Consider the following 20916-nt stretch of genomic DNA (forward strand, 5'->3'; position numbering starts at 1 on the left):
ATATGGTAGATTGGTGCAAATTACCGCCAGATGGCACGTAACGCCAACCTTTTGGTGTGGATGATTCTGTTAGAATCGGCAATTATTTTTTTAATTAGATCAGCGCTAATACTGCTTCACAACAAGGAATGCAAATGAAGAAATTGCTCCCCATCCTTATCGGCCTGAGCCTGACGGGCTTCAGTGCAATTAGCCAGGCGGAAAACCTGTTACAGGTCTACCAGCAGGCACGTCTGGGCAACCCTGATTTACGTAAATCAGCGGCCGATCGTGATGCTGCGTTTGAAAAGATTAACGAAGCTCGTAGCCCCTTGCTGCCACAGTTAGGTTTAGGTGCAGATTATACCTACAGCAACGGTTTCCGCGACGCTAACGGCGTAAACTCCAATGCTACCAGCGCCTCACTGCAATTAACACAGACGCTGTTTGATATGTCCAAATGGCGTGCCCTGACCCTGCAGGAAAAGAGCGCAGGCATCCAGGATGTGACCTATCAGACCGACCAGCAGACGCTGATCCTGAATACTGCCACGGCGTACTTCAACGTGCTGAGCGCGATTGACGCACTCTCCTACACCGAAGCGCAGAAACAGGCCATTTACCGTCAGTTAGATCAAACCACTCAGCGCTTCAACGTGGGTCTGGTCGCGATCACCGACGTGCAGAACGCCCGTTCACAGTACGACACCGTGCTGGCTAACGAAGTGACCGCGCGTAACAACCTCGACAACGCGCTGGAATCCCTGCGTCAGGTCACCGGCAATTACTATCCTGAGCTGGCCTCCCTGAACGTCGACAGCTTCAAAACGGATAAGCCGCAGGCCGTTAACGCCCTGCTGAAAGAGGCGGAAAACCGCAACCTGACGCTGCTGCAGGCGCGTTTGAGCCAGGACCTGGCCCGCGAGCAAATTCGTCAGGCGCAGGACGGCCATCTGCCAACCCTGAGCCTGAGCGCGTCTACCGGTGTCTCTGATACAACCTACAGCGGCTCTAAAACCAATACGTCCCAGTATGACGACAGCAATATGGGCCAGAACAAGGTGGGCCTGAGCTTCTCCCTGCCGCTGTATCAGGGCGGTCAGGTCAACTCCCAGGTGAAACAGGCGCAGTACAACTTTGTTGGCGCGAGCGAGCAGCTGGAAAGCGCCCACCGCAACGTGGTGCAGACCGTGCGTTCCTCCTTCAACAACGTGAACGCCTCAATCAGCAGCATCAACGCCTATAAACAGGCCGTTGTGTCTGCACAGAGCTCCCTGGACGCGATGGAAGCAGGTTACTCGGTCGGTACACGTACTATTGTGGACGTGCTCGATGCGACCACCACGCTGTACAACGCGAAACAGCAGCTCTCCAGCGCGCGTTACCAGTACCTGATTAACCAGCTGAACATCAAACAGGCTCTGGGTACGCTGAACGAGCAAGACCTGCAGATGCTGAACAGCGCGTTGGGCAAACCGGTCTCCACCTCTCCGGACAGCGTTGCACCGGAGAACCCGGAGCAGGTTGCCGCGGTTGATAACTTCAACGCTAACGGCACTACCCCTACTGCACAGCCTGCTGCCGCGCGAACCACAGCGCCTGCCAGCAAGAGCAATAATCCGTTCCGTAACTAAGAGTGTCATCAGGCCTACTGCGGCCTGATGCCTTCACTCCAGCCCTCTTCCACAGGGAGAGGGCGCATCTGAATCACATCCGAACGTAAGTCAACGTAAAGATCCCCCTGATTCCGCCCCTCTTCGCTTCATTTTCAACCACTCATCCTCTATCCTGAGCGTTATTACCACTGGGTCCTGGAAGACAAAGATGAAACGGACAAAAACGATCAATCACGCGTCGTTCCGCAAGAGCTGGAACGCACGTCACCTCACCCCTGTTGCGCTGGCGGTCACGGCTGTCTTTATGCTGGCAGGCTGTGAGAAAAATGACGAAACGGTTTCGCTGTATCAAAACGCGGACGACTGTTCTGCCGCAACCGGCAAAGCCGCCGAATGTAAAACGGCTTACACCAGCGCGCTGAAAGAAGCGGAACGTACCGCGCCGAAATATGCCTCACGCGAAGACTGCGTGGCGGAGTTTGGTGAAGGTCAGTGCCAGCAGGCACCGGCTCAGGCAGGCACCGCACCTGAAAATCAGGCGCAGGCGCAGTCCAGCGGCAGCTTCTGGATGCCGCTGATGGCAGGCTACATGATGGGCCGCCTGATGGGCGGTGGTGCAGGTTACCAGCAGCAGCCGCTGTTTAGCTCGAAAAACCCGGCCAGCCCGGCTTACGGTCAATATACCGATGCCAGCGGCAAAGGCTACGGCGCAGCGACCCCTGGCCGCACCGTGACCGTACCGAAAACGGCGATGGCGCCGAAGCCTGCGACCACCAGCACCATCACCCGTGGCGGGTTCGGTGAGTCTGTGGCGAAGCAGACCAGCATGCAGCGCAGCGCGACAGGCACCTCCTCTACTCGCTCAATGGGCGGCTGATCATGGAACGAGTCAGTATCACCGAGCGCCCGGACTGGCGCGAAAAAGCCACCGAGTACGGTTTTAACTTCCACACCATGTACGGCGAGCCGTACTGGTGTGAAGACGCCTATTACAAGCTCACGCTGGCCCAGGTTGAGAAGCTGGAAGAGGTAACGGCCGAGCTGCACCAGATGTGCCTGAAGGTGGTGGAAAAGGTCATCGACAGCGACGAGCTGATGGCAAAGTTCCGCATTCCAAAGCACACCTGGAGCTTTGTCCGCCAGTCGTGGAAAACGAATCAGCCTTCGCTTTACTCTCGCCTGGATCTGGCATGGGACGGCAAAGGCGAGCCTAAGCTGCTGGAAAACAACGCCGATACCCCAACGTCACTGTACGAAGCGGCGTTCTTTCAGTGGATTTGGCTGGAAGACCAGGCCAATGCCGGAAACCTGCCGGAAGGCAGCGACCAGTTCAACAGCCTGCAGGAAAAGCTGATCGAGCGCTTCGCCGAGCTGCGCGAGCAGTTTGGCTTCAACCTGCTGCATCTCGCCTGCTGCCGCGACACGGAAGAAGACCGAGGCACGGTTCAGTATCTGCAGGATTGCGCCGCTGAAGCGGAGGTGGCGACCGAGTTCCTCTATATCGAGGATATCGGCCTCGGTGAAAAAGGTCAGTTCACGGACATGCAGGACCAGGTGATCAGCAACCTGTTCAAGCTCTACCCGTGGGAATACATGCTGCGCGAGATGTTCTCCACCAAGCTGGAAGATGCTGGCGTGCGCTGGCTTGAGCCGGCATGGAAGAGCATTATCTCCAACAAAGCCCTGCTGCCGATGCTCTGGGAAATGTTCCCGAACCATCCGAACCTGCTGCCGGCGTACTTTGCAGAAGATGATTACCCGCAAATGAAGAAGTACGTCGTCAAGCCGATCTTCTCACGCGAAGGCGCAAACGTGTCGATTATCGAAAACGGCAAGACGCTGGAAGCGGTTGAAGGGCCGTACGGCGAAGAAGGGATGATCGTCCAGGAGTTCTATCAACTTCCAAAATTTGGCGACAGCTATACGCTGATTGGCAGCTGGCTCATCAACGATCAGCCTGCCGGAATTGGCATTCGCGAAGATCGCGCGCTGATCACGCAGGATCTGTCGCGGTTCTATCCGCACATTTTCGTGGAGTAAGACTGCGGCCTGATGCCCTCACCCCAGCCCTCTCTACAGGGAGAGGGTGGAAAGACTAAAAACGGCAACCTGACGTTGCCGTTTTGCTTTTATTATCCCACCTGCACCGATAGCATACTCAAACTGCCCATCTCAATACCGTCGACCGGGATCGTCACCGGCTCCTGACCATCCCACGCGCCAAGTACGTACAGCAGCGGCAGGAAGTGCTCCGGCGTCGGGTTAGAAAGCGAACCGCCCTCATGATCCAGATAGTTCACCAGCGGATGCGCCTCAGCCGGCCCCTGCCAGGTCAGGTTCGCTTTAACGTAGTCGTTAAAGGCGGTCGCCCACGGGTACGGCGTGTTCTCACCGTGCCAGCGTGCGGTACGCAGGTTATGCACCACGTTGCCGCTCGCCACCAGCATGATGCCTTCATCACGCAGGGTCGCCAGCTTGCGGCCCATCTCCAGATGCCAGGCGGCCGGTTTGGTGCTGTCGATGCTCAACTGCACCATCGGGATATCCGCATCAGGATACATTTTAATAAGCACGCCCCAGGAGCCGTGGTCAAAGCCCCAGGCTTCTTTATCCAGCGTCACAGGGACAGGCGCCAGCAAATCCACCAGCCTTTGTGCCAGCTCGGGCGAGCCGGGGGCCGGATAATGCGTGTCGTAAAGCGCCTGCGGGAAGCCGCCAAAATCATGAATGGTTTTTGGCGCTTCCATGGCGGTCACGCCCGTCCCACGGGTAAACCAGTGCGCAGATACCACCACGATCGCTTTCGGACGCGGTAGCGTCTCGCCCAGATGACGCCAGGCGCGGGTATAGACGTTGTCTTCCAGAACGTTCATAGGGCTACCGTGGCCTAAAAACAGGGCTGGCATACGTGAAGAAGTCATGGTGATATCCTTACGGAAGGTGTCAATTTAATGGTGCTACATTACGCGCAATCCGGCAAAGATGAACGCAGATAAGCGTGAAGATCATCATCAGGAAATTTGAATGTAAGGAATGTGTAAAGCCGGGTTTTCCCCCTCGCTTTGCCAGAAATGAATCATTTATATTAATGAGAATCATTATCATAAGGAGCAATGCATGTCAGTCCCTCTGATCCTGACCATACTGGCGGGCGCCGCGACGTTCATCGGCGCGATCCTCGGCGTGCTCGGCCAAAAGCCCTCTAACCGCGTGCTGGCCTTCTCACTGGGCTTTGCTGCCGGGATCATGTTGCTCATCTCCCTGATGGAAATGCTCCCTGCCGCGCTGGGCACGGAAGGCATGTCTCCGCTGCTGGGCTACGGCATGTTTGTCTTTGGCCTGCTGGGATACTTTGCCCTCGATCGGATGCTGCCGCACGCGCATCCGCAGGATTTAATGCAGAAAAACGTGACGCCCATGCCGCGCAATATCAAGCGTACCGCCGTGCTGTTAACGCTTGGCATCAGCCTGCATAACTTCCCGGAAGGGGTCGCCACCTACGTGACGGCCAGCAGCAATCTTGAGATGGGCTTTGGCATCGCTCTGGCGGTCGCCTTACACAATATTCCTGAAGGACTGGCCGTCGCTGGGCCCGTGTATGCCGCAACGGGATCGAAACGCACCGCTGTGTTCTGGGCGGGTATTTCCGGGATGGCCGAAATCCTTGGCGGCGTGCTGGCCTGGCTCATCCTCGGTAGCCTGGTCTCTCCGGTAGTGATGGCAGCGATTATGGCAGCGGTAGCCGGGATCATGGTTGCGCTTTCGGTGGATGAACTGATGCCGCTGGCGAAGGAGATCGATCCTAACAACAACCCCAGCTATGGCGTGCTGTGCGGAATGTCGGTGATGGGATTAAGTCTGGTTCTGCTGCAGACCGCAGGAATCGGGTAAAAAAACGCCGGGACATCCCGGCGTTTTTATTATCAGCTGGCTTTGCGCTCGTGCGCCTGGCGATACTCGACCAGATCTTCAATCGTGACCACCGGCATGTTGTGCAGACGGGCAAAGGTGATGCACTCCGGCGCGCGCGCCATGGTGCCGTCATCGTTGGTCAGTTCACACAGCACACCGGCAGGTTTGAAGCCCGCCAGCGTCACCAGGTCGATCGTCGCTTCGGTGTGACCACCGCGGGTCAACACGCCGCCCGCCTGCGCGCGCAGCGGGAAGACGTGGCCTGGACGATGCAGATCGGATGGCTTCGCATCATCAGCAATGGCGGCACGTACGGTAGTCAGACGGTCAGCCGCAGACACACCGGTGGTCACGCCATGCGCCGCTTCAATGGTCACGGTAAAACCGGTACCAAAGGCGCTGGTGTTGTTTTCGACCATCATCGGCAGCTCGAGCTGCTTACGACGATCTTCGGTAATACACAGGCATACGATGCCGCTGCCGTGACGGATGGTCAGCGCCATCTGTTCAACGGTCATGTTTTCGGCGGCGAAAATCATGTCGCCTTCGTTTTCACGGTTTTCATCGTCAAGCACCATCACACCGCGGCCTTCGCGCAGTGCATCCAGTGCATGTTCAACACGTTGAGTTGAAGTGCCAAAAGAGGAAAGTAGCGTCTGATTCATGGTAAAAAAACCTCATTAACATTATGGTTACCAGAATCAGGGCAGTCTTAGGAGCGCCGTATAAGCGGCAAAAAGATAACGTGAGCGGGCCCATGCCCGACTTGATCGTTACTCTCTCCCATCCGGACTCTAACCGTCGGCCCCGGAATTACACCGGATCTGCTGACCTTTGAGTTTTCACCCAAAGCGCTCGCGGGCTTTCAGCGTCACGCTGATTTACCGCCGGTGGGGAATTTCGCCCCGCCCTGAGAATAAGCGAGATAACTATAACGCTATTGATTATCCTGGGCAATGCATAAGCATCAAACAATTTTGTTTACCCCGGGCATGACGCGCTACAATGGACACTAACACCTTTCCATCAAGGGAAACGACAATGATTGACCCGAAAAAAATTGAGCAGATCGCGCGTCAGGTTCATGAATCTATGCCAAAAGGCATTCGTGAATTTGGTGATGACGTAGAAAAGAAAATCCGCCAGACGCTGCAGGCGCAGTTGGTTCGCCTTGATTTAGTCAGCCGCGAAGAGTTTGACGTGCAGACCCAGGTTCTGCTGCGCACCCGCGAGAAGCTGGCGCTGCTGGAACAGCGTCTGACCGAGCTGGAAAACCGCAATGCGCCGGAAGAAGTGAAGCCGGCACCGGCCATTCCGCCGGTGGATGACCAGGAGTAAGTGCGGCCTGATGCCCTCACCCCAGCCCTCTCCCACAGGGAGAGGGTGAAAAAAAACGGGCCAAACGGCCCGTTTTTTTACTTACTGTCTTTCTGAATCTTCTTGATGATGTTGGTGGTTGAGCACCCGTCCTCAAAGTTGAGCACCATCACCTCGCCGCCGTTGGCCCAGACTTCTTCGCTGCCCGCGATTTGCTCCGGCTTGTAATCCCCGCCTTTTACCAGCAGGTCCGGCAGAATACCGGCAATCAGGCGCTGCGGCGTGTCCTCTTCAAACGACACCACCCAGTCCACGGCTTCCAGCGCGCCGAGCACGATCATACGCTGCTCCAGCGGGTTCACCGGACGCGTTTCCCCCTTCAGACGTTTGGTCGACGCATCGCTGTTGACCGCCACAATCAGGCGATCGCCCAGCTTGCGCGCATTCGCCAGATACGAAACGTGGCCAGCGTGCAGAATGTCGAACACGCCGTTGGTCATCACCACCTTTTCCCCACGCTTGCGCGCGGCGGCGACGGCTACCTTCAGCTCGTCTTCGGTCATGACGCCAAAACCGGTATCCGCACGGCCGCGCACCGCGTTTTCCAGCTCGATTGGGGAAACGGTTGAGGTCCCGAGTTTACCGACGACCACGCCCGCCGCGGCGTTAGCGAAGTAGCACGCCTCTTCCAGCGAGTTTCCTGCCGCCAGCGTCGCCGCCAGCACGCCGATCACCGTATCGCCGGCACCGGTCACGTCGTACACTTCCTGCGCCTGGGTTGGCATGTGCAGCGGCGCTTTGCCCGGCTGCAGCAGCGTCATCCCCTGCTCGGAGCGGGTCACCAGAAGCGCAGATAATTCGAAGTCTGCAATGATCTTCATGCCGCGCTCAACCAGCTCTTCCTCGGTTTTGCATTTGCCCGCCACCGCTTCAAATTCGGAGAGGTTTGGCGTCAGCAGGGTTGCGCCGCGATAGCGCTCAAAATCGGTCCCTTTCGGGTCGATCAGCACGGGTACGTTGGCTTTACGCGCCAGCTGAATCATCGTCTGCACGCTCGCCAGCGCGCCTTTGGCGTAATCGGAGAGCACCAGCGCGCCGATATTGCCCAGCGCCTGGTTGATACGCTCGTGCAGCGGCTCGGGATCAACGCCTTCGAACCCTTCTTCAAAGTCGAGGCGGATCAGCTGCTGGTTGCGCGACAGCACGCGCAGTTTCGTAATCGTTGGGTGTGTCGGAACAGAAACGAAGTCGCACTTCACGTTCACGTCCGCCAGCGACTTGCTCAGCGCGCGCGCCGCATCGTCGATGCCGGTCAAGCCCACCAGACGCGACTGCGCGCCCAGAGAGGCAATGTTCATCGCCACGTTTGCCGCGCCGCCGGGACGCTCTTCAATGGTGTCGACCTTAACCACCGGTACCGGTGCTTCCGGAGAGATGCGGCTGGTCGGTCCATACCAGTAGCGATCCAGCATCACATCCCCAACAACCATAACTCCAGCACGTTCAAACTCTGGCAGTGTTACTTTCATTCCTGACTCCAGAAAGATTCACAATTTGCGCGCGATGATATCACACTTGATTTGTTACGCACGGTTCCACCAGCCACTTCTGCCAGCTGGCCGTTACCTGAGCGCGTTCTGCGACAAAACAGTCCAGCGCCACGTGCCCCGGCTGCTCCTGCAGCGCCAGGTGATGAAGCTCATCGCGAAGCGTCGTGTAGGCGCGGGTTAAGGCCTGCGCCTCCTGCTCGTCCATGATGTCGTTTTGCGCCAGCAGTTCCAGAATGCGCACGTTATCCGACCAGCGGGTCAGCTTCGGCTTGTCGTGGGCGTGGAGCAGCACCAGATACTGGGTAATGAACTCAATATCGGTGATTCCGCCCTCGTCGGCTTTGATATCAAAGCGATCGTGGTGTTTATTGCCGAGATGCGCGCGCATTTTCTCGCGCATTTCGCGCACTTCCGTTTGCAGCGTGCTACCCTCGCGCGGGGTGGTCATAACCTCCTTACGGATGGCATCGAACTGCGTTTTGAGCTGCGGATCGCCATATACCACGCGAGCGCGCACCAGCGCCTGATGCTCCCACGTCCAGGCTTCATTCTTCTGGTAATCGGCGAAGGATTCCGTTGAAGTGACCAGCATGCCCGCCGCGCCGGACGGACGCAGGCGCGCATCAACTTCATACAAAATGCCCGACGAGGTGCGGGTGCTGAACAGGTGCATGATGCGCTGCGCCAGGCGCAGGTAGAACTGACGCCCGTCAATTTCACGCTCACCGTCGGTCATCACGTCAACCGGGCAGTCGTGCAGGAAGATTAAATCCAGATCGGAGCTGTATCCCAGCTCCCAGCCGCCGAGCTTGCCGTAACCCACCACGGCAAACCCTCGCCCCTCACGGTCAGCAAGGTGCTTCGGCTGGCCGTAGCGGGCCACCATCTGCACCCACGCCTGCTGCACTACCGCGTCGATGATCGCCTCCGCGAGCCAGGTTAAGTGATCGCTCACTTTCATCACCGGCAGCGTTCCGGCGATATCCGCCGCCGCCACGCGCAGCATCTGCGCCTGCTTAAACTGACGCAGCGCCTCCAGCTGTTGCTCTTCGTCTTCTTCCGGCACGCGAAGCAGATACTGACGCAGCTCGTCCCGGTAGGCATCCGTCGCCGTGGGCTGATACAGCGTGTTCGGATCGAGCAGCTCATCCAGCAGCAGCGGATATCGCGCCAGCTTATTCGCCACCATCGGCGACGCGGCGCAGAGCGTAATCAGATGCTTCAGCGCCCCCGGGAACTCGCTCAGAAGCTCCAGATACGTGGTGCGCGTAATAATCCCGCTCAGCAGCGGCATCATGCGCGACAGCGGCACCGGCGCGTCCGCCCGCGAGCAGACCTCGCTCAGCAGATGCGGCATCAGGTGATCCAGCACCTGACGACCGCGCGGGCCGATGGCGCGTTTGTTCAGTTCGAGACGGAAATCCGCGATCAGCGCCACCACGCGATGGCGGGCGTCGTCACTCAGGTGCGCCAGCACGGGGGTCGTGTCATCTTCCTGAAGTGCGTCCTGCCACAGCTCGCGCCAGTGCTCGGAAAGCGCGTCGTCCTGCGATTCACTTTCGTCATCACCAATCAGCTCGTTAAAGATGCGGCGCACGCCCGCCATGTGAGCGTCCAGCCGTTCGGTCAGCGTAGACCAGTCATCCACGCGCATGCCCCAGGCCAGGCGCGCCCGATTAAGGTCATCCCCCGGCAGGGTCTGGGTCTGTTCGTCGTTGATGCTTTGCAGCAGGTTTTCCAGACGTCGCAGGAAAAGATAGGCCTCGCGCAGGGTTTGCGCGTCGCCGTCCGGCAGCAGATGAAGCTGTTCGATGGCGCTCAGCGTCGGCAATAGCGAGCGGGACTGCAAGGACGGCTCACGGCCACCGCGAATAAGCTGGAAGACCTGGACGATAAATTCGATTTCGCGAATGCCGCCCGCGCCGAGCTTGATGTTGTCCTTCAGCCCGCGACGGCGAACCTCACGGGCGATCATCCCTTTCATATTACGCAGAGACTGGATGACGCTGAAGTCGATATAGCGACGGAACACGAACGGGCGCAGCATGGCGCGCAGTTCGTTAGCGTAAGCGTCGCCGCTGTCGCCCATGATCCGCGCTTTAACCATCGCATAGCGCTCCCAGTCACGCCCCTGCTCCTGGTAGTAATCCTCCAGCGCGGCAAAGCTCAGCACCAGCGGTCCGCTGTCGCCAAACGGACGCAGGCGCATGTCCACGCGGTAAACAAAGCCGTCCTGCGTCGGCTGATCCAGCGCCTTAATCAGACGCTGACCGAGGCGGGTAAAGAACTGGGCGTTGTCCAGCTCGCGACGGCCGCCGCGCGTAGAGCCGTTCTCGGGCCACGCGAAAATCAGGTCGATATCGGAGGAGAAGTTCAGTTCGCAGCCGCCCAGCTTGCCCATCCCCAGAATCAGCAGCGGCTGAGGAACCCCTTCCTCGCTGCACGGCGTGCCCCACTCTTTACAGCAGGCGGCGTAGAGCCAGTCGCGCGCGGCGACAATCAACGTCTGCGCCAGCTCGCTTAACTGCTGCAGCGTACTCTCTTCACTCACCAGCTCCAGCGCCTGCGCCCAGGCAATGCGCACCATCACCCGACGGCGGAACTGGCGCAGGACGCGCATCAGCGTCGCTTCATCCGCTACGTCTTCGAGTGCGGCCTGCAGCCAGCCGGCATAGTGCCGCCACTCGTCCGCCTGCGGCGGTGCGTTTTCAAGCTCCGCCAGCCAGTCCGGGTAGACGGCGATGCTTTCCTGCACAAAATCACTGAAGGCGAGCACGCTCTTCGCCTGCTCGCTTAACGATGACGCCGGTAATGACTCAGGCAGACGTTCGCAAACGGTCTGCCACTGCTGCTGTAACGGTGAAGAAAGCGGCATTCTAGGGGTTCCTTGCCAGAGTTAACGTTTTCCGCTGTGCAGCCAGTACGGCTCCTGCGAAATGGCCTCATTACGGAAATGCTCAATTTCAATATGCTGACGGGTTTCGATGGCATGCTTCAGCCCCTGCCAGTTTTCCAGCCACGCCTGCGCCTGTGGCCCGTCGTAGGCACCGGAAAGGAGCAGCATGCTGTCGATGTTGCGCGAAAGACGGGGAAGCTGATCGCCATACTTATCGCCGAGCGGATACGCAAAGGTGCTCTTCAGTTCAGCGGCATGACGGGAAAGATGAATGTCCGCGAAACGCTTAAAGTTTTCCGCGATTTTGGCCTCGGCTTTCGCATCCAGGAAGGCGCGCCAGCCGCGCGTGACCAGAAACTCGGTCAGCGCCAGTTTTGCCGAAGCGGCCTGCGGGCTGTAGATCGCCGTTTGCGCCGAGACGTCCGAGAGCATCAGCGTTTCGGTTTGCGTCAGCAGATCGCGTAAGTGAGCGCTCGCTTTGCGAGGCACGATGCCGCCGAACAGCGCCAGGGTATGGCGCACCAGGGCAATCGCCGCGAGCACGTGGGATTTGGCGTTTTTCACATTTCGCACCCACAGCTCTTCGTGGTACTGCCACTGCGAAAGCGCCAGCTCCAGCGCGGCTTCCAGCCCCTGCTCAACGCTGGCTTTCGGCGCAACGCGCAAAATGGTCGTCTCTTTCAGCACGCGCGGCGCATTTCCGGCCGCCAGATGGTAACCCCGCGCGGCTTTACTCAGGCTTCCCTGACGCAGTCCGGACTGACTCACCAGCCTGCGCGCCAGCTTCAGCACGTCATTTGCGTCCCCTTCCAGCAGCTCAAGCTCCAGTTCGCAAATCGGTTCCTGGAATTCCCCTGCCTTCACCTCACCCAGATCGAGGGCGATTTCGATGCGGCTTTTGCCTTCCGTCACCAGCCATTTCTCGCGCCAGAAATCGGTGCTGAACAGCGGCTGTACCTGTTCCGCCAGCGCGGAAGGCAGCTCGCCTTCCGGCCAGACTTCCGCCGGGAAACGTTCCAGCTCAAGTTCTGGCTTACTGATGTCGATATTGTATTCCGGGCGCTGATGTAAACCGCCGACCACGCGGCCGGCAATTTTCATCGTCATCTCGTAGCGCCCGCTCGCGCCACGGATGCGCAGCCCCATATCGTGGCGGCGCAGCCAGTTGTCTGGCGTTTCGTAATAGATATTAAGCAGTTGTACCGGTGCATGGTGTTCGCCGGAAAGCGTATGCAGATGCTGGCGGAGTGCGTCAACGCTGTCTTTTTCGACGATAAATTTTAATTCGATTTCCTGAGCCATAGCCTTGTACTTTTGCGGGCGTCACAGACGCGTCAATGAGGGCGAACTTCCTCGCCATTTGTTTGTCAGTACATAGTATTTTGCGCCAAATTGCCATGCAATGAGCAATTTGTCGGGCGTAAATGTGTAGAGTCGTGACACAGATGATTCTGATTGCTGACGAATGCTTTGCGTAGAGACACTGTTGCCACTACTATCGTTCCACTATTTATGAAAATAACGACTAATGATGCTTAAATTACGCCTGATTGGACTTACTTTACTCGCTTTTAGCGCCGCAACCGCAGTGCACGCTGAAGAAAAGCGTTACGTTTCTGACGAACTGAACACCTGGGTACGCAGTGGCCCCGGAGATAATTATCGCCTCGTGGGTACGGTAAATGCCGGCGAGGAAGTCACCCTGTTACAGACCAACGCGGACACCAATTACGGTCAGGTTCGCGACAGTACCGGCCGTACGTCCTGGATCCCGCTGAAAGAGCTGAGCACCGTGCCAAGCCTGCGCACGCGCGTTCCCGATCTGGAAAACCAGGTGAAGACCCTGACCGACAAGCTGAACAACATCGACGGCACCTGGAACCAGCGCACCGCTGAAATGCAGCAGAAAGTAGCGCAAAGCGACGGTGTGATTAACGGTCTGAAAGAAGAGAACCAGAAACTGAAAAACGAGCTGATTGTCGCGCAGAAGAAAGTGAATGCCGCCAATCTGCAGCTCGACGATAAACAGCGCACCATCATCATGCAGTGGTTTATGTATGGCGGCGGCGTACTGGGCGTCGGTCTGGTGCTGGGCCTGGTTCTGCCGCACCTGATCCCGAGCCGTAAGCGTAAAGACCGCTGGATGAACTAATTCGTCTTCTCTGCCAGACTTACGTATCATTCTGGAAAAGAGAAAACGGGAGAGTTGGGCGTGAAAAGTTATCTGGTCGGTGGTGCGGTACGTGATGCGTTGTTAGGTCTGCCGGTCAAAGATAAAGACTGGGTGGTGGTTGGCGCCACCCCGGAAGAGATGCTCGACGCGGGCTACCAGCAGGTAGGCCGCGATTTTCCCGTCTTCCTCCACCCGAAAAGTCGTGAAGAGTATGCCCTGGCGCGTACCGAGCGGAAATCAGGTTCGGGCTATACGGGCTTCACCTGCTATGCCGCGCCGGACGTGACGCTGGAGGAAGATCTTCTGCGCCGCGATCTCACCATCAACGCGCTGGCGCAGGACGAGAACGGCCAGATCGTTGACGCTTATGGCGGCCAGGACGATCTGCGCAACCGTCTTTTACGTCACGTCTCCCCGGCGTTTTCTGAAGATCCGCTCCGCGTCCTGCGCGTGGCGCGCTTTGCCGCACGCTACGCCCATCTCAGCTTCCGTATTGCCGATGAAACCATGGCGCTGATGACCGCCATGACCGAGGCGGGCGAGCTTGAACACCTGACGCCAGAGCGCGTCTGGAAAGAAACGGAAAATGCTCTCACAACGCGCAACCCGCAGGTCTTTTTCCAGGTCCTTCGCGACTGCGGCGCGCTGAAGGTGCTCTTCCCGGAAATAGACGCGCTGTTTGGCGTGCCTGCTCCGGCGAAATGGCACCCGGAAATTGATACCGGCGTACACACGCTGATGACCCTGAGCATGGCGGCCATGCTCAGCCCTGACGTGGACGTGCGCTTTTCCACCCTGTGCCACGATCTCGGCAAAGGCCTAACGCCAAAAGAATTCTGGCCTCGCCACCACGGGCACGGCCCGGCAGGGGTGAAGCTGGTCGAGGGGCTGTGCCAGCGTCTGCGCGTGCCGAACGAAATCCGCGATCTGGCGAAACTGGTGGCGGAATTCCACGATTTGATCCACACCTTCCCCATCCTCAAACCGGCCACCATCGTTAAGCTTTTCGATAACATCGACGCCTGGCGTAAACCGCAGCGCGTGGAGCAAATCGCGCTGACCAGCGAAGCTGACGTGCGCGGGCGTACCGGGTTTGAAGCGTGCGATTATCCGCAGGGGCGTTTACTGCGTAAAGCCTGGGAGGTAGCGAAAGCGGTGCCGACGAAGGACGTTGTCGAGGCGGGATTCAAAGGTCCGGAAATTCGCGAAGAACTCACGAAACGGCGAATTCAGGCGGTGTCTGACTGGAAGGAAAAACACTGCCCTCAGCCAAAAGACTGAGGGCTATCGGTTAGAAGAAGACTACGTACACCGCAGCGGCAACGATAAAGCGATAGATCGCGAACGGAATGAACGAGATACGCTTAATCAACTGCAGGAAGGTTTTGATGGCAATCAGCGCCACGATAAACGCGGTGATGAAGCCAACGGCGAACATTGGAATATCGCCAGTCGTCAGGAAGTGATAGCTCTTATAGACGTCGAGTACAGTGGCGCCCATCATCATCGGCACCGCCAGCAGGAATGAGAACTCTGACGCGGCGTAACGGCTTACGCCCATCAGCATCCCGCCGGAGATGGTAGCGCCTGAACGCGAGAAGCCCGGCCACAGCGCCAGACACTGGAAGCAGCCAATGATAAACGCCTGACGATACGTCATATCGTCCAGCCCTTCCGCGCGCGGCGTTTTCGGCTTCAGCACTTCCGCGGCGATCAGCAGGAAGCCGCCCACCACCAGCGCGTACATCACGTTAATCGGGTTAAACAGCGATTTGATGGCGTCGTGGAAAACCAGACCCAGCACCACCGCCGGGATCATCCCGAGCAAAATATGGATCAGCGACAGGCGACCTTTACTCATCCCTTCGTGCTGCGGCGGACGGCCAAAATGGATACCGATCAGGCCAAACAGACGGCGCCAGAACATCACCACCACCGCCAGAATCGAACCCAGCTGGATAACCACTTCAAACGTTTTGGCGGTATCGCCTTCAAAGCCCAGCAGATGGCCAACGATAATCATATGGCCGGTACTGGAAACCGGTAAAAACTCCGTCAATCCTTCGACCACACCCAGTATTGCCGCCACCAGCAGCGAGTGCATATCGCTCATCTATAAACCCCTAAAAAGATATAAAAAAACGGTCGCCCCAACGGCTACCGTGAAAGATACAGCTTTAAGACCGGTATAACCTAAAATGGTTTAGCAATTATGACGTTAATTCTTGCCTTTCAGATTTGTGCCACGCTCAATGATGACGCCAACGTTGGCGGCTCGCGCCACCGCGCCCGGCTTGCTCAGCTTGATGCGCACCCAAGGTGAATTAAATTTTTTCAGCAGCAATTCTGCGACTTCTTCCGCCACCCGTTCGACCAGCGCAAAACGCTGCCCTTCAACGTGGGCGATGACCGTTTCACTGATGTCGGCATAGCTGAGACAGTCGTTCACGTCATCGCTTTTTGCCGATTTGCGGTTATCCCATCCCATTTCGATATCGAACACCAGCTTCTGCTCGATGGTCTGTTCCCAGTCGTAAACACCAATTGTGGTGATTACCGAAAGTTGCTCTATAAATACAATATCCATCACGACCTGCCTGCTTTTTGGCTAAACCGGATACCACTTCCGGCGAATTATGCGTATTATCCACAGATGCTGAGAATACAGATACATTTTCAAAACGGAACAGCGTTATGAGTGCAATCGCGCCTGGAATGATCCTCCTCGCCTATCTTTGCGGCTCAATCTCCAGCGCCATTCTGGTCTGCCGCATCGCCGGGTTACCCGACCCGCGTGAAAATGGTTCCGGGAATCCGGGGGCGACCAACGTACTACGAATTGGTGGCAAGGGAGCAGCCGTAGCGGTTTTGATTTTTGATGTTCTGAAAGGGATGCTGCCCGTCTGGGGCGCGTATGCGCTGGGCGTCACGCCGTTCTGGCTGGGGCTTATTGCTATTGCGGCCTGTGTCGGCCACATCTGGCCCGTATTCTTCGGTTTTAAAGGTGGCAAAGGCGTGGCGACCGCCTTTGGTGCCATTGCGCCTATCGGCTGGGACCTAACCGGCGTGATGGCCGGGACCTGGCTACTGACCATTCTGCTGAGCGGCTATTCGTCGCTGGGCGCCATCGTCAGCGCGCTGATCGCCCCGTTCTACGTCTGGTGGTTTAAACCTCAGTTCACCTTCCCTGTGTCGATGCTCTCCTGCCTTATCCTGCTGCGTCATCACGATAATATTCAGCGCCTGTGGCGTCGTCAGGAGACCAAAATCTGGACGAAGCTCAAGAGGAAGAAAAAAGACGCGCCGTAAGGGTTAGTTATGCCTTATAGCCAAATGTGATTTTGGTCACCTTCTGCCTGTGGTAACTGTTAATGACACAACACAACCACATTAGAAGAAAATGGCTGAAATCACAGAAACAACTCCCCTTTCAACGGCAGAAAAACACCCCGATGGCGACATCAAGTGGGTGCGCAGCGCTTCGGATGTATCACGCCTCGTTAATGACGGCTCACAGGGCCGGGCCAATGCCCGCATCGTGGTCGGTATCGCGCTGGGCGGGATTTTCCTCGATGCTTACGATCTGGGCGCGCTGGCCTTCGGCATAAAAGATATCACCCGCGAATTTAACCTGACGCCCGCCGGGACCGGTATGGTGGCCTCGGCAATTACCTTTGGCGCGATTGTCGGGGCGCTACTCGGCGGTTACCTCACGGATAAAATCGGGCGCTACCGCGTTTTTATGGCTGATATGGTGTTCTTCGTGGTGGCCGCCATCGCCTGTGCGCTGGCCCCGAACGAATATGTGCTGGCGGGTGCCCGCTTTGTGATGGGGCTTGGGGTCGGGATCGACCTTCCCGTGGCGATGGCGTTTTTAAGCGAGTTCGCCAGGCTGAAAGGTCCGGGAAACAAAGCCTCCAGCGTCGCGATGTGGTGCCCCACCTGGTATGCCGCCATCAGCGTCTCCTACCTGCTGGTGCTGTTCTTCTACGCCGTGCTGCCGGAAAGCCACAGCGACTGGCTGTGGCGTTTAATTCTCGGCTTTGGTGCAGTGCCAGCGCTGGTGATTATCGCCATCCGCAGCCGCTATATGAGCGAATCGCCGGTATGGGCGGCGAATCAGGGCAATCTGAAGGAGGCGGCGTCGATTTTGCGGCAGTCGTACAATATTAACGCCCACGTCGCGCAGGATGCGCTCGGCCAGCCTGCACCCGTCGTGAATAAAGCGAAATGGTCAAACTATCTGAATCTATTTCGCGGCGTCTACTTACGCCGCACGACGCTCGCCACGCTGCTGTCCGTCGTCTCCTCGTTCGCCTATAACGCCGTGGCGTTTGGCCTGCCTGTGATCATCTCCAGCTTCTTTGTCCAGTCGATGCTCACCACCATTCTCATTTCTCTGGCGCTTAACCTGCTGTTTGCCTTCGTCGGCGGACTGCTGGCGGTACGCTATGTGCCGCGCTTCGGCGCCTGGCGGATGTCGCTTGCGGGTTATGCCTGCCAGCTTGTCGCATTGCTTGGCCTGGCGCTGATTGGCCGACCGGAAGGTGCTTCTGAAGGCGTGCTTGCCGTGGCGATGCTGGCGCTATTCCTTTTCGGTCAGGGCTTTGGCCCGGGCGCGCATACCATGACGTTCGCCTCGCTGAGCTACCCGACCTCGCTGCGCGGCGTGGGCGTGGGTCTCAACCAGACGCTGATGCGCAGTAGTTCTACGCTGTCGCTGTTCCTGTTCCCGCTGCTGGTGGCGTCGCTCGACACCGCCGTGTTCTGGGTGATTGCGCTGGCGCCGTTTATCGGCCTGGCATCGCTGCTGGCGATCCGCTGGGAGCCCTCCGGGTATGATGTGGATGCGGAGGACTATCGGTAACGACACATCGCTTCGGTGGGTTCCCCACCCACCGAAGGGTTCTTACAAATCGTCCAGCAGCGTTCGGGAGAGTTTTTTTAGCATATCAAGCTCATCATCGTTCATCCGCATGCTGCAGCGAATCTGGTCCGGCAATGCCATCACCCGTTTTTTCAGTTCTTTCGCCTTATCGGTCAGCACGACATTTTTCATTCTTTCGTCACCCACAACCGCGATACGGTTGAGGAATCCTTTTGCCTCAAGCTTTTGTACAAGCGGCGTCAATGTGCCCGAATCAAAAAACGTCTTATCGCTGAGATCGCGAAGTGGAATGTTGTCTTTCTCATAAAGCGCCATCAAAACAACGAATTGCGGGTAGGTCAAATCCATCTCTTGCAGTAGGGGACGATACTGGCGAACAAACGCATTGGTGACCGAGTACAGCGAGAAGCAAAGTAAATCATCTAGCGTTTTGTTTTCTTTCATTTTTCTATCAACTCCGAATCTGTTGCCTAAAAAAATTATAAATAATGTTTGACTAAAAGTATCTTGCGCGCAAGTATTAAACCAGCAACTAAGTAGCACACTATTTAGTTATCTCATCCGTTCAAATGCGCTTAAAGAGGTACCACCATGAAAACACTAACCGCCATCCTGGTTTCTTCCGTCTTCGCGTCAGCTGCGGCATCCGCTCAAACCACCAATACTCCAGCTCCGACCGCAGGCGTACAGGCGTTTCTTAATATTCTGAATTCCGGCAAGGGTAAGCCAATGGAACAGATGACCCCGCAGGAGGCCCGGCAGGTACTGATCGGCGCGCAGCAAGGCGCAAAACTGCCGCCCGCTCAGGTTTCAGAAAAAACGATCCAGGTAAATGGTCAGGCGATCAAACTGAAAATAGTGAAACCTGAAAACGCGACCGGCACGCTCCCGGCATTTATGTTCTTCCACGGCGGCGGTTGGGTGCTGGGCGATTACCCAACCCATGAACGCTTAATCCGCGATCTGGTTCGCGCATCAGGCGCCGCAGCGGTTTACGTTGATTACACGCCGTCACCTGAGGCCCATTTCCCGGTGGCCATCAATCAGGCCTATGAAGCGACAAAATGGGTAGCCGAACACGGTCAGGAAATTGGCGTGGACGGTAGCCGTCTGGGTCTGGTCGGTAACAGCGTGGGCGGCAATATGGTGGCTTCCGTGGCGCTGCAGGCAAAACAGTTCAATGGGCCCAAAATTCGCTACAACGTGATGCTCTGGCCTGTGACCGATGCGAATTTTGATACTGCCTCGTATAACCAGTTCGAGAACGGCTATTTCCTGTCGAAAAACATGATGAAATGGTTCTGGGATAACTACACCACCAGCGCTGCCGACCGCAACAATATCCTTGCCTCTCCGCTTCGCGCCAGCGCCGCGCAGTTGAAAGGCTTCCCGGAGACGCTGATTCAGACAGCAGAGCTGGACGTTCTGCGGGATGAAGGTGAAGCATTCGGGCGTAAGCTGGATGCGGCTGGCGTCCCGGTGACCGTCACGCGCTATAACGGCATGATCCACGATTACGGCCTGCTTAACCCGCTGAGCCAGGAGCCAACGGTTAAAGTTGCCCTGGAGCAGGCAGGCGCAGCGCTGCATGAGCACCTGAAATAACGGCATCGCGATGTTTGTCAGACAGCACGCCCCCGGGGCGTGCTTTTTTGTTTCGTCTTAACCGCCATCCATAAGCGACTCATATGACAGCCTTCATTTCTGCCAGGGCATACTGAAACGACCCCGATGATGAGCAGATGGATGCAGCATGTTAGCAGCTCAGGTCACTGATAATTCGTACAAAGGCTGGCAGGCGTCGCTTGCCCTGCAGTTTTGTCACACCCCTGAGAAAACCCTCCTGCACTCCGCTCATCACGTCGGGCCGCTTACCGTTCAGCGTCCATTTTATCCCGAAGGAGAAGCCTGCCACCTTTATCTGCTGCATCCGCCTGGCGGGATTGTGGGCGGCGATACGCTGGACATTTCCGTTCGGCTGGACGCCAAAAGCCATGCGCTTATCACAATGCCCGGCGCCAGCAAGTTCTATCGCAGCAGCGGCCCGCAGGCTCGCCTGAATCAGCACTTTTATCTCGATGATGAATCCACGCTGGAGTGGCTACCGCAGGACACTATTATCTTCCCGGGTGCGAACGCCGCGCTGCGCTCCGTCTTCCACCTGAAGACCTCCAGCACGCTGCTGGCGTGGGAGCTGTACTGCCTGGGGCGCCCGGTGATCAATGAGACCTTCAGCCACGGCACGCTGGAGAGCCGCCTTGAAGTCTGGGTTGAGGATGAACCGCGCCTGATTGAGCGTCAGCACCTTGCCGACGGCAATCTCACGCCCGTCGCCGGATATCCATGGCTCGGCACGCTGCTGTTCTATCCGGCCAATGAAGAACATCTCGACACGGTACGCGAACGGCTCGCGCCGCTGGAACACTTTGCGGGGGCAACGCTCACCGACGATCTGCTTTCGGTGCGTTTTCTCTCCGATGACAACCTGATTTGCCAGCGGGTGATGCGTGACGTCTGGCAGTCGCTTCGCCCGCTTCTCACCACCAAAACCGCCTGTTCGCCGCGTATCTGGCAGACATAAGAGA

Annotated in this window: 19 protein-coding genes and 1 riboswitch; of the genes, 11 read left to right on the forward strand and 8 right to left on the reverse strand. The window is 57.4% G+C overall.

From position 1 onward, the window contains the following. Positions 1-134 precede the first annotated feature (134 nt). From tolC to ELK40_RS19420, 3 genes are all read left to right on the forward strand, one after another. Complete coding sequence (gene tolC, locus ELK40_RS19410; RefSeq protein ID WP_127732329.1) at positions 135-1613, forward strand: outer membrane channel protein TolC; 1479 nt, start codon at positions 135-137, stop codon at positions 1611-1613. A gap of 190 nt (positions 1614-1803) precedes the next feature. Further along, positions 1804-2472, forward strand: a complete 669-nt coding sequence (locus ELK40_RS19415) for a DUF1190 family protein (protein ID WP_048028997.1) — start codon at positions 1804-1806, stop codon at positions 2470-2472. A gap of 2 nt (positions 2473-2474) precedes the next feature. Further along, positions 2475-3635 (forward strand): glutathionylspermidine synthase family protein, encoded by a 1161-nt coding sequence (locus ELK40_RS19420; RefSeq protein ID WP_127732331.1) that lies wholly within the window; start codon positions 2475-2477, stop codon positions 3633-3635. Positions 3636-3727: 92 nt separating this feature from the next. Here ELK40_RS19420 and ygiD read toward each other — a convergent pair whose 3' ends face one another. Further along, positions 3728-4516, reverse strand: a complete 789-nt coding sequence (gene ygiD, locus ELK40_RS19425) for a 4,5-DOPA dioxygenase extradiol (protein ID WP_115876291.1) — start codon at positions 4514-4516, stop codon at positions 3728-3730. Between the two features lie 196 nt (positions 4517-4712). Between ygiD and zupT the strand changes: the two genes are divergently transcribed. Beyond that, positions 4713-5486: a zinc transporter ZupT gene (gene zupT, locus ELK40_RS19430; RefSeq protein WP_024906487.1), complete on the forward strand. Its 774-nt coding sequence runs from the start codon at positions 4713-4715 to the stop codon at positions 5484-5486. 32 nt (positions 5487-5518) lie between these two features. Here the strand turns inward: zupT and ribB are convergent, their stop codons facing one another. Then, complete coding sequence (gene ribB / locus ELK40_RS19435) at positions 5519-6172, reverse strand: 3,4-dihydroxy-2-butanone-4-phosphate synthase (RefSeq protein ID WP_028017147.1); 654 nt, start codon at positions 6170-6172, stop codon at positions 5519-5521. Positions 6173-6278: 106 nt separating this feature from the next. After that, positions 6279-6429: riboswitch (FMN riboswitch) on the reverse strand. Between the two features lie 119 nt (positions 6430-6548). On the opposite strand from ribB, the gene ubiK reads away from it, so the two are divergent. Then, complete coding sequence (ubiK, locus tag ELK40_RS19440) at positions 6549-6845, forward strand: ubiquinone biosynthesis accessory factor UbiK (RefSeq protein WP_014071796.1); 297 nt, start codon at positions 6549-6551, stop codon at positions 6843-6845. 77 nt (positions 6846-6922) lie between these two features. Here ubiK and hldE read toward each other — a convergent pair whose 3' ends face one another. The 3 genes from hldE to ELK40_RS19455 are packed head-to-tail and all read right to left on the reverse strand — an operon-like array spanning position 6923 to position 12572. Then, entirely contained in the window at positions 6923-8353 is a 1431-nt protein-coding gene (gene hldE / locus ELK40_RS19445) for a bifunctional D-glycero-beta-D-manno-heptose-7-phosphate kinase/D-glycero-beta-D-manno-heptose 1-phosphate adenylyltransferase HldE (protein WP_111963291.1), read from the reverse strand. 40 nt (positions 8354-8393) lie between these two features. Further along, positions 8394-11249, reverse strand: coding sequence for a bifunctional [glutamate--ammonia ligase]-adenylyl-L-tyrosine phosphorylase/[glutamate--ammonia-ligase] adenylyltransferase (gene glnE, locus ELK40_RS19450; protein ID WP_127732333.1), 2856 nt, complete (start codon positions 11247-11249; stop codon positions 8394-8396). Between the two features lie 21 nt (positions 11250-11270). After that, positions 11271-12572, reverse strand: a complete 1302-nt coding sequence (locus tag ELK40_RS19455) for an inorganic triphosphatase (RefSeq protein ID WP_127732335.1) — start codon at positions 12570-12572, stop codon at positions 11271-11273. A gap of 229 nt (positions 12573-12801) precedes the next feature. Between ELK40_RS19455 and ELK40_RS19460 the strand changes: the two genes are divergently transcribed. Next, positions 12802-13422 carry a TIGR04211 family SH3 domain-containing protein gene (locus ELK40_RS19460; RefSeq protein ID WP_024906484.1) on the forward strand — a complete coding sequence of 207 codons (621 nt, stop codon included), beginning with the start codon at positions 12802-12804 and terminating at the stop codon, positions 13420-13422. 60 nt (positions 13423-13482) lie between these two features. Continuing rightward, positions 13483-14724: a multifunctional CCA addition/repair protein gene (locus tag ELK40_RS19465; protein WP_127732337.1), complete on the forward strand. Its 1242-nt coding sequence runs from the start codon at positions 13483-13485 to the stop codon at positions 14722-14724. 10 nt (positions 14725-14734) lie between these two features. On the opposite strand, the gene bacA is transcribed toward ELK40_RS19465, so the two are convergent. Together bacA and folB are read right to left on the reverse strand one after the other, a co-directional pair. After that, positions 14735-15556, reverse strand: coding sequence for an undecaprenyl-diphosphate phosphatase (gene bacA / locus ELK40_RS19470; RefSeq protein WP_115876294.1), 822 nt, complete (start codon positions 15554-15556; stop codon positions 14735-14737). 105 nt (positions 15557-15661) lie between these two features. After that, positions 15662-16030: a bifunctional dihydroneopterin aldolase/7,8-dihydroneopterin epimerase gene (folB, locus tag ELK40_RS19475; protein WP_023333447.1), complete on the reverse strand. Its 369-nt coding sequence runs from the start codon at positions 16028-16030 to the stop codon at positions 15662-15664. 107 nt (positions 16031-16137) lie between these two features. On the opposite strand from folB, the gene plsY reads away from it, so the two are divergent. Both plsY and ELK40_RS19485 read left to right on the forward strand, forming a co-directional pair. Beyond that, on the forward strand, positions 16138-16752 hold the full coding sequence (gene plsY, locus ELK40_RS19480) for a glycerol-3-phosphate 1-O-acyltransferase PlsY (protein ID WP_111963295.1): 615 nt from the start codon (positions 16138-16140) through the stop codon (positions 16750-16752). Between the two features lie 91 nt (positions 16753-16843). Then, complete coding sequence (locus ELK40_RS19485) at positions 16844-18310, forward strand: MFS transporter (protein ID WP_127732339.1); 1467 nt, start codon at positions 16844-16846, stop codon at positions 18308-18310. Between the two features lie 42 nt (positions 18311-18352). Here the strand turns inward: ELK40_RS19485 and ELK40_RS19490 are convergent, their stop codons facing one another. Then, positions 18353-18775: a MarR family transcriptional regulator gene (locus ELK40_RS19490; RefSeq protein WP_111963297.1), complete on the reverse strand. Its 423-nt coding sequence runs from the start codon at positions 18773-18775 to the stop codon at positions 18353-18355. Between the two features lie 147 nt (positions 18776-18922). Here ELK40_RS19490 and ELK40_RS19495 point away from each other — a divergent pair, with 147 nt between their 5' ends. Continuing rightward, positions 18923-19936: an alpha/beta hydrolase gene (locus ELK40_RS19495; RefSeq protein ID WP_111963298.1), complete on the forward strand. Its 1014-nt coding sequence runs from the start codon at positions 18923-18925 to the stop codon at positions 19934-19936. 148 nt (positions 19937-20084) lie between these two features. Beyond that, positions 20085-20912, forward strand: a complete 828-nt coding sequence (locus ELK40_RS19500; RefSeq protein WP_127732341.1) for an urease accessory protein UreD — start codon at positions 20085-20087, stop codon at positions 20910-20912. The last annotated feature ends 4 nt before the right edge of the window (positions 20913-20916 follow it).

Source organism: Enterobacter sp. N18-03635 (assembly GCF_004006055.1).
GTDB classification, from domain to species: domain Bacteria; phylum Pseudomonadota; class Gammaproteobacteria; order Enterobacterales; family Enterobacteriaceae; genus Enterobacter; species Enterobacter vonholyi.